The organism is Bradyrhizobium sp. 2TAF24 (genome assembly GCF_052115025.1).
In the GTDB taxonomy this organism is placed as follows: domain Bacteria; phylum Pseudomonadota; class Alphaproteobacteria; order Rhizobiales; family Xanthobacteraceae; genus Bradyrhizobium_A.
The window spans coordinates 209,929-223,381 of sequence record NZ_JBFRFW010000001.1 but is presented as its reverse complement, the minus strand read 5'-3'; the positions used below and the strand labels follow the sequence as shown (position 1 = coordinate 223,381).

Sequence of the window (13,453 nt, the reverse complement as noted above, 5' to 3'; positions counted from 1 at the left end):
GGGAATATGCGGATCTCAGGTGGATTTCGGCGGCTCGACATGGCCGCCGAAGCCGTGGCGCATGGCGGACAGCACCTTCTCGGCGAAGGTATGATCCTTGCGCGAGCGGAAGCGGGCGTAGAGCGCCGCGGTGATCGCCTCGGCCGGAACAGCCTCGCTGATCGCCGCCTCGATGGTCCAGCGACCTTCGCCGGAGTCTTCGACAAAGCCCGAATAGGCATCGAGCGCCGGATTGCCGGCGAGCGCGGTCGCGGTCAGGTCCAGAAGCCACGACGTGATGACGCTGCCGCGTCGCCAGACCTCGGCGACGTCGGCGAGGTCGAGGTCGAGGCGGTGCTCGGCGGGAAGGGCGTCGATGCCGGCGTTCTTCAGGATATCGAAGCCTTCGGCATAGGCCTGCATCACGCCGTACTCGATGCCGTTGTGGATCATCTTGACGAAATGGCCGGCGCCGCTTGGTCCGGCGTGGAGATAACCCTGCTCGACGCGTGGATCGCGGCCGTTGCGGCCCGGCGTGCGCGGGATCGTGCCGGCGCCCGGCGCGAGCGTCGCGAAGATCGGATCGAGGCGGTCGACGATCACCTTTTCGCCGCCTATCATCATGCAGTAGCCGCGCTCCAGCCCCCAGACGCCGCCGCTGGTGCCGACGTCGACATAGTGCAGGCCCTTGTCCTTGAGCGCCTTGGCGCGGCGGATGTCGTCCTGCCAGAAGGTGTTGCCGCCGTCGATGATGACATCGCCCGGCGCCAGCGCCGCACTGAGCGTGGCGATGGTGGTTTCGGTGATCGTGCCCGCGGGCAGCATCACCCACACCACCCGCGGCGCCCGCAGTTTTTTCACGAGATCTTCGAGCGATGCGCTGGCGGTGGCGCCGGCGGCGGCGAGATCGCCGACCGCCTTGGGGTTCTGGTCATACACCACCACCTGGTGCTGGCCCTTGGTGATGAGGCGGCGCGTGATATTGCCGCCCATGCGTCCGAGCCCGACGAGGCCGATCTGCATCTTGACTATCCTCGTTACGACAGTGCGGCGTCGATGGCGGCACGGATGGTGGCGAGCCCCTTGGCGAGGTCGCCCTTGACGTGCAGTCGTAACGCCCGCCGGCCGCGCTCGGTAAGCACGTCGAAGTCGCCGCGCGCCTGCGCCGCCTTGATGACGCCGAAGCTCGCCTTATGGCCGGGCACTGCAAGGTCCGCCGCGTCGTCCGCGGTGATCTGCAGAAATACCCCGCTGTCCGGCCCGCCCTTGTAGGCTTGGCCGGTCGAGTGCAGGAAGCGCGGGCCGAAGCCGACGCAGGTCGCGACATGCTTGCGGTCACGGACCGCCATGCGCAGGTCATGTGCGGCATCGAGGTGAGCGGTATCGCGGTCGAGATAGGCGAGCAGGGCGGCGTAGTCGCCGGGCCGGATCCGGCCGAGATGCGCCTTGAGCCAGGAGTGCAGGCTGCCGTCGGCACCGGCCTTGCGCAGCGCCGCGGCGTTGGCCTCGTCGGTATAAACGGCGATCGCGCCGTCGGTAATGACGGCGGCCTCGGCCGGAAGAGCGCCGCTCCGATCGAACGCCGCGATCAACTCGCGGGTCTTGATCTTGGCGGCCTCGACGTCGGGCTGGTCGAATGGGTTGATGCCGATGACCGCGCCGGCGACCGCAGTCGCAATCTCGAAGCGGAAGAACTCCTGGCCGATGTGCAGGGGATCGGTGACGGTGATCCGCACCACCGGATGGCCGGCGTTTTCGAGCGCCGCGAGTGCCGCCTCGCGGGCGCTGTCGTCCTTCAGGCTGAGATCGACGAAGATGCGGTCGTGGCCGTAGACCTCGGGTGCACCGAGCGTTTCGCCGTCGAGCGGGATCAGCGCCTTGCCATTCTTGCCGGTGGATTCGGCCACCAGTTGCTCGACCCAGGCGCTGAAATCGGCGATCGCCGCCGACGCTGTGAGCGTAACCTTGTCGCGGCCCTGCTGCGCCGCGGCACCAAGCGCGAGGCCGAGCTGCACGCCGGGATTCTCGTCCGGCGGCACGTCCGGCCCGCAGGCGCGCACCATGCCGGCGGCGGCGCTGAGGAAGCGGCCGAGGTCGAGGCCCGTGGCGGCCGCCGGCCCGAGGCCGAACGGCGACAGCACCGAATAGCGGCCGCCGATGCTGGGATCGCCGTGGAAGATATGGGCGAAGCCGCGGGCCTTCGCGGTTGTCTCCAGTGACGATCCCGGATCGGTCACGGCCACGAAATGCTGGCCGGCTTTATCGCCGCGCACCTCGCCGACACGGGCGAAGAAATAGTCCATCAGCACGTTCGGCTCAGTCGTACCGCCGGACTTGCTGGCGACGATGAACAGTGTGGTGGCGAGCTTGACCGCAGCTTCCGTCCGCCGGATCTGGGCCGGATCGGTCGAATCCAGCGTGGTGAGGCGCGGGAACCCGTCGGCGTGGCCGAACGTGGTCGCGATCACCTCCGGTCCGAGGCTCGATCCGCCCATGCCGAGCACGACGGCGTCGGTGAAGCCCTGCTGTTTCACCCATTGCGCGAACGCTTGATAGCTCGACAGCGCTGCCTCGCCGTGTGCGGCGGCGTCGAGCCAGCCGAGCCACCTGCCTTCGTCCTGGCCGGTCCACAACGCAGCGTCCCGCGCCCACAGGCGGCGGATCAGGCCGCCCGCCCGCCACGCGTCGGCAAGCTTCCTGAACGGCACTTCGACGTCGGCGGCGAGGCGGATCGACTGGCCGTCGATGCGCGCGGACAGCAGTGCCGCGCGCTTGTGGGCGACCGCGCCGAGCAGCTTGTCGAAGGCCTCGGCGAACAGCGTCACCCCCTCCTCGACCAGGCGGTCCGTGATCGCCTCCAGCGAGATCCCGGCCCGCGCCAGTTCAGCGAGCACATGCTCAGCGTCCGGCACGTTCTCTTCCAGGCTGTCGCGCAGTTGGCCATGGTCGCGGAAGGCGTCGAGGGTTGCCGGCGGCACGGTGTTGACGGTGTCCTGGCCGATCAGCTCCTCGACATATAGCACGTCGCTGTAGGCCTTGTTCTTGGTGCCGGTCGAGGCCCACAGCAGGCGCTGCACCCGCGCGCCCTTGTCGGCGAGCCTGGCCCAGCGCTCGGTTCCGATCACGTTCTTGTAATGCTGGTAGGCGAGCTTGGCGTTGGCGATCGCCACCTTGCCCTTGAGCGCTTGGAGCGCGGCCTTCTTGTCGGCGTCGTTGGCCGCAGCGATCTTGTCATCCAGGTCCTTGTCAACCGCGGTGTCGATGCGGCTGACAAAGAAGCTCGCGACGCTGGCGATCTTCTTCGGATCGCCTCCGCCAGCAACCCACTTCTCGAGGCCGGCGATATAGGCGTCGAGCACGCTGGCGTAGAGCTGCTGTGAGAACAGCAGGGTGACGTTGACGTTGATGCCCTGGCCGATCAGCGCCTCGATCGCCGGCAGGCCTTCCGGGGTGCCAGGCACCTTGATCATCAGGTTGTCGCGGCGCACCGCGCGCCACAGCCGTTCGGCTTCGGCAATGGTGCCGGCGGTGTCACGGGCGAGATAGGGCGACACTTCGAGGCTGACATAGCCGTCGTCGCCATGGAGCGCGTCATAGACCGGACGCAGCACGTCGGCGGCGCGCTGGATGTCCTCGACGGCGAGGGTCTCGTAGAGATCGCCGACGGAGCGGTCGTGCTCCCTGAGGAGGCCGGCGATGCTGTCGTCATATTCGGTGCTGCCGGCGATGGCTTTCTCGAAGATCGACGGGTTCGAGGTCACGCCGCGGACGCCGTCCTGGTCGATCAGGCCCTTGAGGTCCCCCTTGGCGATGAAGTTGCGGGCCAGGAAGTCGAGCCAGATCGCCTGGCCATGCTGGTGGAGCGCTTTGATGGGATTCATGATGCCTGTCTGTTGAGCTGGCAGGAGGGCGCCGATGCCCGGGGAGGGTAACGCCGGGAACCCGGAAAGTATCCCGAGTTTGAAGACCTTATCGACGTTTTTATGAACAGAAGGCGACAACGGGCGAAAACGCGCCGTGGCATTTGGTCCGCTACGGGCCAGTTGGACTGGAAATGGCTGTTTGAGAGCGAAAACGCGGCCGCTCAGGCCTGTTCGTAGTCCCGCGGCGCGGCGGGGAGATCCTCAGCCTGGACCAGCTCAAGGCTTTTTTCGATCTTGGACAGGACCGCCTCGAACTGCCGCAGTTCCGCCGGGGACAGCGCGGCCAGGATCTCACGCTCCCGGTTCAGGAGCCGCGGGATCAGGCCCTGGTAGAGGGTCTCGCCCTCCCGGGAGAGCTGCAGGGCGTATTCGCGCCGGTCGATCGGGTTTTCGATCCGTTCGATGAGACCCTTCTCGAGCAGGCTCGTCACCGCGCGGCTGATGGTGGATTTGTGGGTGCTGGTGTGCTGCACGATGAACTGGGCGGTGCACGGCTCCTCGCGAAAGCCGAGGGTCGCGATCACCCGCCATTCCGGCACCTCGATGCCGTAGCGGTCGCGGTATTCGCTCGACAGCGCGGTGCTGATTGCCGCCGACAACCGGTTCATCCGGAACGGGACGAATTTGAGAAGGTCGAGCTTGGTCATGACCACGATCTCACTGCAAGCGGCCCCTCCTGATCGTCTCGGGCGACGGGAGGGCCTGAAGCGGGTTCCGCAGCATCAGTCGCACGACGATCCCGATTCGTCTTGAATCAGGCCAAACTTCTGGAACCAATTCGAAGTTGGTTCCGGATGGCTGTCAAGCGACCGTGCACATCGCGCCTTGACCAGTTGACGGCTGCCGCAAGCGAAGCGTATATAGTTGCATATGAGACTAATTTAATGTCCGGCGTCCGGGAACGCCAGCACAATCACCATAATTAGAATGAAACGAGCGGGAGGGCGTGATGACCGGCGGTGCAGCGACCCAATTCGGCTATCTGCGACATGCGGACCAGGAGCGTCCGGCCGCGGCGATTGCCCATCATCCGGTGGTCGTGGTCGGGGCGGGCCCGGTCGGTTTGTCGCTTGCGATTGATCTCGCCGAGCGTGGCCATCCCGTTGTGCTGCTCGACGATGCCGACCGGATCGGTGAGGGCTCCCGCGCCATCTGCTTCTCCAAGCGTGCACTGGAATACTGGGACCGGCTCGGTGTCGGCAGCCGCATGGTCGACAAAGGCGTGGTGTGGAGCGTCGGCAAGATTTTTCACGGCGCCGCCCAGCTCTATCAGTTCAACCTGCTGCCCGAGGACGGCCACAAGATGCCGGCCTTCATCAACCTGCAGCAGTTCTATGCGGAAGCCTATCTGGTCGAACGCGCCGCCCAGCTTCCCGGCATCAGCCTGCGCTGGCGCAACAAGGTCACGGCGCTCGAGCAGCGCAACGACCATGTGGTGCTGACCATCGAGACGCCGGAGGGGCCCTATCGCCTGTCCGCTTCGCATCTCATCGCCTGCGACGGCGCGCGCTCGTCGCTGCGCGGCATGGTCGGGGCGGAGTTTTCGGGCAAGGTATTCGAGGACCAGTTCCTGATTGCCGACGTCAAGATGGCCGCGGATTTCCCGACCGAGCGCTGGTTTTGGTTCGATCCGCCGTTCCATGCCGGTCGTTCGGCGCTGCTGCATCGCCAGCCCGACAATGTCTGGCGCATCGACCTGCAGCTCAGCCCTGATGCCGATCCCATCGTCGAGCGTCGTCCCGAGAACGTCCGTCCGCGCATCGCGCGCATGCTCGGCCACGACAATTTCGAGTTCGAGTGGATTTCGCTCTACAAATTCCAGTGCCGGCGCATGGACCGCTTTGTCCACGGCCGGGTGATTTTCGCCGGCGACTCCGCGCATCAGGTGTCGCCATTCGGTGCACGCGGCGCCAATTCCGGGCTGGAGGATGCGGAGAACCTCGCCTGGAAGCTGTCGCGGGTGCTCGACGGACGCGCGCCGGAAGCACTGCTCGACACCTATCACACCGAGCGTAGCGCGGCGGCCGACGAGAACATTCGCGAATCGACCCGTGCCACTGATTTCATGGCGCCGGCCTCGCGCGAGGAAGAGCGGCTGCGCCGCGCAGTGCTGGCGCTCGCCAAGGACACCGATTTCGGCAAGCGCATGGTCAATGGCGGTCGCCTGTCGGTGCCCTCGGTGTACGATACGCCGCTGTCGACGCCGGATGCCGATGCCTGGAATGGCGGTGTCGTCCCCGGAATGTCGATGCGTGATGCGCCGCTGGTCGCGCGCGCCGGCGGCACGTCGTATCTGACGGATGCCTTCATTGCGCAGGGGCGTCGTTTCACATTGCTGGAGTTTGCCAACGGCGCGGCCGCGCCGGCCCCCGACGGCGTCGGCGTGATCCGTATTGGCGCCGATGAAGCGCTGATCGACCAGGCCGGGCTTGCGAAAACGCGCTATGATGCCGCTCCCGGAACGGCCTATCTGCTGCGCCCCGACGGCTATGTGGCCGCGCGCTTCCGCCACCCGACCCGCGCAGCACTTGACGCGGCATTGTCGCGTGCGGCCGGCGCCAACTGAGAGGTCCGATCATGGCTGTGTCGACCACTTCCAATTTCGCCAGGCCGGACGATGCATTCCGGCTGATTGTGGAGGCCCATCGCGGCCTCAGCGACGAGGACAGCGCGACGCTCGATGCGGCGCTGGTGCTCGTACTCGCCAATCACATCGGCGATATCGATGTGCTGCGTGATGCCATCACGCTGGCCAAGCGCGGCGTTGCCCACCCGGCAGCGCCGCAGTCGTAAAACCAAGACTTCAAGACGACGCGTAGACAGGAACAACCGACGATGAGCGCCAAAGGCTTTGCCTCCACCAACGATCTTTCGGAAAAGAAGGTTACCTTCTCGGAGATCGGCACCGATCTCTATGCCTTCACGGCGGAGGGCGACCCCAACACGGCGGTGATCGTCGGCGACGACGGCTGCCTCGTGTTCGATGCCCAGGCGACCCCGGCGATGGCCAGAAGCGTGGTCGAACGCGTTCGCACCGTCACCGACAAGCCGATCAAGTATGTCGTGCTGTCGCACTATCACGCTGTGCGTGTGCTCGGCGCCTCGGCCTACAATGCCGAAGGCATCGTAGCCTCGCAGGAAACCTATCGCCTGATCCAGGAGCGCGGCCAGCAGGACTGGGATTCCGAATACGGCCGCTTCCCGCGCCTGTTCCGCGATGCCGAGAGCATTCCCGGCCTGACCTGGCCGACGCTGGCGTTCGAGGGCGAGATGTCGATCTTCCTCGGCAAGCGCGAAGTCAAGCTGATGCAGCTCGGCGCCGGCCACACCTCCGGTGACATCGTCGCATGGGTGCCCGATGCCGAGGTGATGTTCTCCGGCGACCTGATCGAATATCACTCCGCCTGCTACTGCGGCGACGCGCATCTGCGCGAGTGGCCGATGACCCTCAACGAGATCCGCGAATTCAATCCCAAGGCGATCGCGCCGGGTCGCGGCGATGCGTTGCAGGGCACTGCGACCTGCCGCGAAGCCATTGCCATGACCCGCGACTTCGTCACCTCGCTGTATGGCGCGGCCGAGACCTCGGTCGCCAAGGGCCGCTCGCTCAAGGAGAGCATGGCGGCGACCCGCGAAGTAATGGATCCGAAGTTCTCGAGCTTCGCCATCTACGAGCACTGCCTGCCGTTCAATGTGTCCCGCGCCTATGACGAAGCGTCGGGCATCGACGATCCGGTGATCTGGACCGCCGAGCGTGACCGCGAGATGTGGGCAGCCCTGCAGGGAGAGTGACCATGAATTACAACGCAGCTCCTGATGCGATTGCCAGGTCGGTGAGCAACATCACGCCGGGCTACATGTCCGGCTTCGGCAACAGCTTCGAGACCGAAGCGCTGCCCGGCGCGCTGCCGATCGGCCGCAACTCGCCGCAGCGTGCCGCCTACGGGCTCTATGCCGAGCAGCTCTCCGGCTCGCCGTTCACGGCGCCGCGCGGCACCAACGAGCGATCCTGGCTGTACCGCATTCGCCCGTCGGTCCTGCACTCCGGCCGCTTCAGGAAGGTCGATGGCGGGCTGTGGCGGACCGCGCCGTGCTTCGAGACGGAGATGCCGATCGGCCAGCTGCGCTGGGATCCGACTCCGATCCCGTCGACGGAGCTGACCTTCATCGACGGCGTGCAGACCATGACCACCGCCGGCGACGCCAACACCCAGGCGGGCATGGCGGCGCACGTCTACCTGATCACCAAGTCGATGGTCGACCAGCACTTCTACAATGCCGACGGCGAGATGATGTTTGTGCTGCAGCAGGGCAAGCTGCGCTTCGTCACTGAGTTCGGTGTGATCGATGCCGAGCCGGCCGAGATCGTGGTGATCCCGCGCGGTGTCAAGTTCCGCGTCGAGCTCAATGGCGGTCCGGCGCGCGGCTATCTCTGCGAGAACTACGGCGGCGCATTCACGTTGCCGGAGCGTGGCCCGATCGGTGCCAACTGTCTCGCCAACGCCCGCGACTTCCTCACCCCGGTCGCGGCCTATGAGGACAAGGACACCCCGACCGAGCTGTTCGTGAAGTGGGGTGGTGCGCTGTGGGCGACCACGCTGCCGCATTCGCCGATCGATGTCGTCGGCTGGCATGGCAACTACGCGCCCTACAAGTACGACCTGCGCACCTTCTCGCCGGTCGGTGCGATTGCGTTCGATCATCCGGATCCGTCGATCTTCACGGTGCTGACCTCGCCGTCGGAGACCGCCGGCACCGCCAACATCGACTTCGTGATCTTCCCGGAGCGCTGGATGGTCGCGGAGAACACCTTCCGTCCGCCGTGGTACCACATGAACATCATGTCGGAGTTCATGGGCCTGATCTACGGCGTCTACGACGCCAAGCCCCAGGGCTTCACGCCGGGCGGCATGAGCCTGCATAACTGCATGCTGCCGCACGGCCCGGATCGTGACGCCTTCGAGCACGCCAGCAACGGCGAGCTCAAGCCGGTGAAGCTGACGGGCACCATGGCGTTCATGTTCGAGACGCGTTTCCCGCAGCGGGTCACGGCGCATGCCGCCTCCTCCGCCACCCTGCAGGACGATTATGCCGACTGCTGGAAGGGCCTCGAGAAGAAGTTCGACCCGACCAAGCCGTAACCTTCGATCCAGTCCCCGCCGCGTGTCCGCGTGGCGGGGCTGTTCGCTTTTCATCCGGTGCCAGATGTCCGACCACGCCACGCTTTATGGCTACTACCGCTCGACCGCGGCCTACCGCGTTCGCATCGCCCTCGGCCTCAAGGGGCTGAGCGCCGACAACAAGTTCATCCATCTGCGCAAGGGCGAGCAGACCGGGCCGGAGTATCTCAAGGTCAATCCGGCCGGCCTCGTGCCGTACTGGATCGACGGCAGCTTCCATCTCGCCCAGTCGCTCGCGATCATCGAGTATCTCGACGAGACCCATCCCGAGCCGCCGCTGCTGCCGGGCAATGCCGAGCAGCGTGCCATCGCCCGCGAGATCGCGCTTACCGTCGCCAGCGACATCCATCCGATCGGCAACCTGCGGGTGCTCAACCGCCTGAATCAGATCGGCGTCGACGAGCCGACCCGTAATGCCTGGTCGCAGCACTGGATCAAGCTTGGCTTCGACGCCATCGAAGCGCGGCTCCGGGAGCTGCCTGGGCCGTTCGCGCTCGGGGATCGTCCGACGCTCGCCGACATCTGCATCGTGCCGCAGGTGTTCAACGCCCGCCGCTTCGGCCTCGATCTCGCGCCCTATGAGCGCATCCGCGGCATCGATGCCGCCTCTGCCAAGCTCGAAGCCTTCGCTGCTGCCGAACCCGGCCGCCAGGCCGACGCCGAATAACCCTCCGTTCTGTCGAAAGCACTCCGATGAGCCATCCCAACGATCCCAAGCTCCGTTCCTTCGTCGACGTCGATCCGGCGTCCGATTTCCCGATCCAGAACCTGCCGTACGGTGTGTTCTCGACCAAGGCCGACGCCGCACCCCGTGTCGGTGTCGCTATCGGCGATCAGGTGCTCGACCTTGCGGCGCTGGAAGCCGCAGGCGTCCTGACGGCGAGCACCGCCAAGGGCGTGTTCGCGCAGCCGTCGATCAACGCCTTCATGGCGCTTGGTCCTGCGGTGTGGAGCAAGACCCGCGCCCGCATCAGCGAGCTGCTGCGCCACGACAATGCGGAGCTGCGTGACAACGCCGAGCTGCGCAAGCGCGCGCTGCATCCGCGTCGCGACGTGCAGCTCTATCTGCCGCTCGCGGTCGCCGGCTTCACCGACTTCTACTCGTCGAAGGAGCACGCCACCAATGTCGGCGCCATGTTCCGCGACAAGTCGAACCCGCTGCTGCCGAACTGGCTGCACATTCCGATCGGCTACAATGGCCGCGCGTCCACGGTGGTGGTGAGCGGCACGCCGGTGCGCCGCCCGCACGGCCAGCTCAAGCCGCCGACCGCCGAAGTGCCGAGCTTCGGCCCCTGCAAGCGCCTCGATTTCGAGCTCGAGATGGGCGTCGTGGTCGGCCAGCCCTCCGAGATGGGCAAGCGCCTCTCGGAAGCCGAGGCCGAGGCGATGATTTTCGGCTTCACGCTGCTCAACGACTGGAGCGCCCGCGACATCCAGCAGTGGGAGTATGTGCCGCTCGGCCCGTTCCAGGCCAAGGCGTTCGCCACCTCGATCAGCCCGTGGATCGTCACCCGCGAGGCGCTGGAGCCGTTCCGCGTCCACGGCCCGGCGCAGGATCCCAAGCCGCTGCCCTACCTGCAGCAGGCCGGCGCCAACAACTACGACCTCACCCTCGACGTCACGCTGCGGACCGCCAAGATGGCGGCGCCGCAGCGCATCTGCCGCACCAACTTCAAGTACATGTACTGGTCGTCGGTGCAGCAGCTCGTCCATCATGCCTCGTCCGGTTGCGCCATGAATGTCGGCGATCTGCTCGGTTCGGGCACGATCAGCGGCGCGGAAAAGGATCAGCGCGGCAGCCTGCTCGAAATCAGCTGGGGCGGCGCCGAGCCGCTCGACGTCGGCGGCGAGCGCCGCACGTTCATCGAGGACGGCGATTCCCTTGCCATCACCGGCTTCTGCCAGGGCGACGGCTATCGCGTCGGCTTTGGTGAGGTCGAAGGCACCATCCTGCCTGCGGCCTGATCGCAGTACCGGCGGTCGCCGGTGCCTCGTCCGGTGCGGTGACGACACAATCGGCCACGCTGGATCCGGACAGATTGTCAATTCCTCCGCCGCAGATACACTTTGCGGCGGGAGGAGGCGCGCCCGTGACGACGGGCCGTCGAGGCGATCATGTTCGATGGACACGATCCTTTTCTCGTCGCGCTCTCGGTGGGGATCGCGATCCTGGGCGGCTATACCGGTTTCAGCCTTGCGGCACGCATTCGCGCCGTTCCGGGCGCGAGCCGTCGCCTGCTGCTGGCCGGTGCCGCCGGCTTTTTCGCCGTAGGTATCTGGACCATGCATTTCATCGGCATCCTGGCGGCGCCGATGCCGGCCGACACGGTCTATCTCGTCCTGCCGACGGTCATCTCGTTCCTGATCTGCGCCCTGGTGGTCGGCGTCTCGCTGTTCTTCGTCAGTATCGGCGAGCCGACCCTGCCGCGGCTCGCGTCGTCGGCGGTTTTGCTCGGTGCCGGCATCGCCAGCATGCACTATGTCGGCATTCACGGCCTCGCCGGGCGTTTTACCATCATCCATGACCTGCCGATGATCGTGCTGTCGGTGCTGATTGCGGTGCTGGCCGCCTATGGCGGGCTGCGCGCCTTTCTTGCACGACAGGAGGGGGTCCGCCTGGCGGCGAGTGCGGTGGCCTTTGGCATCGCGGTATCGGGCATGCACTACACCGCCATGATGGGCATGCATTTCGCGCCCGCGGCCGGTGGCGACCACCACATGGGCGGGCTCGCCGTGTCGCAACAATGGCTGGCTGTGATCGTCTCGGTGCTGAGCTTCGTCATTGCCGGCGGCTTCCTGCTGTCGCTCGTGCCGGACCCGCGCGGGCGTGCCGTGGACGCAGCGGCTGGAGCGGTCTCCGAGGGCGGGATCGGCCTGTCCGTCGGCACGGAGGTTACGGAACGCAGTCCCGCGGTGCAGCGCCTGATGCCGACCCCGCTCGGTGGGATCGGTCAGCCACGGATCGCGCCGGTGTCTCGCGTACCGGTCGAGGGGGCGGAGGGGACCCACCTGATCGATGTCGCAGAGGTCCGCGGACTGCGCGCCAACGCCCACTACACCCTCGTCCACGACGGAACGCGCGAGCGGATGTGTGTGTGGTCGATCTCGGAAGCGGAGGCGCAGCTCGACCCCATGCAGTTCGTCCGCGTGCATCGCAGCCACATCGTCGCCATTGCCCATGTCACCTTCGTGCGCAAGGAAGGTGACGGCGCCGTTGTCGAGCTCGATGGTGCGGTGCCGCACCGCGTGCCGGTCAGCCGTGCCAAGCTCGCCGAGCTGAAGGCGATGCTGGGGCTCGCCGGTCGTCGCGGCGTCTCCCATCCGCTGTCCGAAGCCCAGACAGGTCATAAAGGCTGACGCATTTCGTGCGCATAGCCCGTCATTCGTGGGAATTCCGGCCCTTCGTGCGGCTCTGACCGCTGTCGTCTTGCACGCCGCAGCCGTGAGGGGGAGCCTTTGTGCAGCGTCTGCGTGCCCCCCGCGAACAAGACGGATGGAGGACGTTCATGATCCCTGGCCCGTTCAGCTACCACCGGCCGGCGAGCATCGCCGACGCGGTGAAACTGCTGTCGTTGCTCGGCAGCGAAGCCCGTCCGCTCGCCGGCGGCCACAGCCTGATCCCGATGATGAAGCTGCGGCTCGCCACCCCCGAGCATCTTATCGACCTCCATGGCATCGCCACTCTAAGGGGCATCCGGCGCGACGCCGGTGCGGTCGTCATCGGGGCCATGACCACCCAGCACGATCTGCTCGCTTCGGCCCTGATCGGCGAAGCCCTGCCCATCCTGCATGAAGCCGCGCAGCTGATAGCCGATCCGCAGGTGCGCTATCTCGGGACCGTCGGCGGCAATGTCGCTAATGGCGATCCCGGCAACGACATGCCGGCGCTGATGATGACCCTGGGGGCGAGCTACCGCCTGGAGGGCGCGCAGGGCGCCCGAGACGTTCCGGCCGCCGAGTTCTATCAGGGGGCCTATTTCACCGCGCTGGAGCCGGGCGAGATCCTCACCGCGATCACTGTACCCGTGCCGCCAGCCGGACATGGCTCCGCCTACGAGAAGCTCAAGCGCAAGGTCGGCGACTATGCCACCGCCGCCGCAGCGGTCGTGCTCACCATGGCCGGTGGCAAGGTCGCAACCTGTGCCATCGGGCTCACCAACCTGTCGGAGACGCCGCTGCTCGCCGACGACGCGGCAAAGGCGGTGATAGGGACGAGCCTCGATGGGGCCGCACTGGCGAACGCCGCGGCGGCGGCGCGGGCGATCATGACCCCGGCAGCCGATGCCCGCGGCCCTGCCGAATACCGTAAGCATGTCGGCGGCATCATGGTGATGCGGGCGCTGCAGCGCGCCGCCGCCCGCGCGCGCTGAG

Annotated in this window: 11 protein-coding genes; 8 read left to right on the top strand and 3 right to left on the bottom strand. The window is 66.5% G+C overall.

Annotated elements, in window-relative coordinates:
• Window positions 1-15 precede the first annotated feature (15 nt).
• The 3 genes from gnd to AB4Z37_RS00985 form a co-directional block, all read right to left on the bottom strand.
• Entirely contained in the window at window positions 16-1,002 is a 987-nt protein-coding gene (gene gnd, locus AB4Z37_RS00995; protein ID WP_441514811.1) for a phosphogluconate dehydrogenase (NAD(+)-dependent, decarboxylating), read from the bottom strand.
• A gap of 14 nt (window positions 1,003-1,016) precedes the next feature.
• Entirely contained in the window at window positions 1,017-3,860 is a 2,844-nt protein-coding gene (locus AB4Z37_RS00990) for a bifunctional transaldolase/phosoglucose isomerase (RefSeq protein ID WP_441514810.1), read from the bottom strand.
• 203 nt (window positions 3,861-4,063) lie between these two features.
• On the bottom strand, window positions 4,064-4,549 hold the full coding sequence (locus AB4Z37_RS00985; RefSeq protein WP_441514809.1) for a MarR family winged helix-turn-helix transcriptional regulator: 486 nt from the start codon (window positions 4,547-4,549) through the stop codon (window positions 4,064-4,066).
• Between the two features lie 302 nt (window positions 4,550-4,851).
• On the opposite strand from AB4Z37_RS00985, the gene AB4Z37_RS00980 reads away from it, so the two are divergent.
• The 8 genes from AB4Z37_RS00980 (at window position 4,852) to AB4Z37_RS00945 (ending at window position 13,452) form a co-directional block, all read left to right on the top strand.
• Entirely contained in the window at window positions 4,852-6,468 is a 1,617-nt protein-coding gene (locus AB4Z37_RS00980) for an FAD-dependent oxidoreductase (RefSeq protein ID WP_441514808.1), read from the top strand.
• 11 nt (window positions 6,469-6,479) lie between these two features.
• Window positions 6,480-6,695: a DUF2783 domain-containing protein gene (locus tag AB4Z37_RS00975; RefSeq protein WP_441514807.1), complete on the top strand. Its 216-nt coding sequence runs from the start codon at window positions 6,480-6,482 to the stop codon at window positions 6,693-6,695.
• Between the two features lie 42 nt (window positions 6,696-6,737).
• Window positions 6,738-7,694, top strand: a complete 957-nt coding sequence (locus tag AB4Z37_RS00970; RefSeq protein ID WP_441514806.1) for an MBL fold metallo-hydrolase — start codon at window positions 6,738-6,740, stop codon at window positions 7,692-7,694.
• A 2-nt stretch (window positions 7,695-7,696) separates the two neighbouring features.
• Window positions 7,697-9,043 (top strand): homogentisate 1,2-dioxygenase, encoded by a 1,347-nt coding sequence (gene hmgA, locus AB4Z37_RS00965; protein ID WP_441514805.1) that lies wholly within the window; start codon window positions 7,697-7,699, stop codon window positions 9,041-9,043.
• A 64-nt stretch (window positions 9,044-9,107) separates the two neighbouring features.
• Window positions 9,108-9,749 (top strand): maleylacetoacetate isomerase, encoded by a 642-nt coding sequence (maiA, locus tag AB4Z37_RS00960; RefSeq protein ID WP_441514804.1) that lies wholly within the window; start codon window positions 9,108-9,110, stop codon window positions 9,747-9,749.
• Window positions 9,750-9,775: 26 nt separating this feature from the next.
• The gene (fahA, locus tag AB4Z37_RS00955) at window positions 9,776-11,047 is read left to right on the top strand and encodes a fumarylacetoacetase (RefSeq protein ID WP_441514803.1); all 1,272 of its coding nucleotides are present in this window, start codon (window positions 9,776-9,778) and stop codon (window positions 11,045-11,047) included.
• Window positions 11,048-11,197: 150 nt separating this feature from the next.
• On the top strand, window positions 11,198-12,439 hold the full coding sequence (locus AB4Z37_RS00950; RefSeq protein WP_441514802.1) for an MHYT domain-containing protein: 1,242 nt from the start codon (window positions 11,198-11,200) through the stop codon (window positions 12,437-12,439).
• A gap of 149 nt (window positions 12,440-12,588) precedes the next feature.
• Window positions 12,589-13,452 carry an FAD binding domain-containing protein gene (locus AB4Z37_RS00945; protein ID WP_441514801.1) on the top strand — a complete coding sequence of 288 codons (864 nt, stop codon included), beginning with the start codon at window positions 12,589-12,591 and terminating at the stop codon, window positions 13,450-13,452.
• Window position 13,453 lies beyond the last annotated feature (1 nt).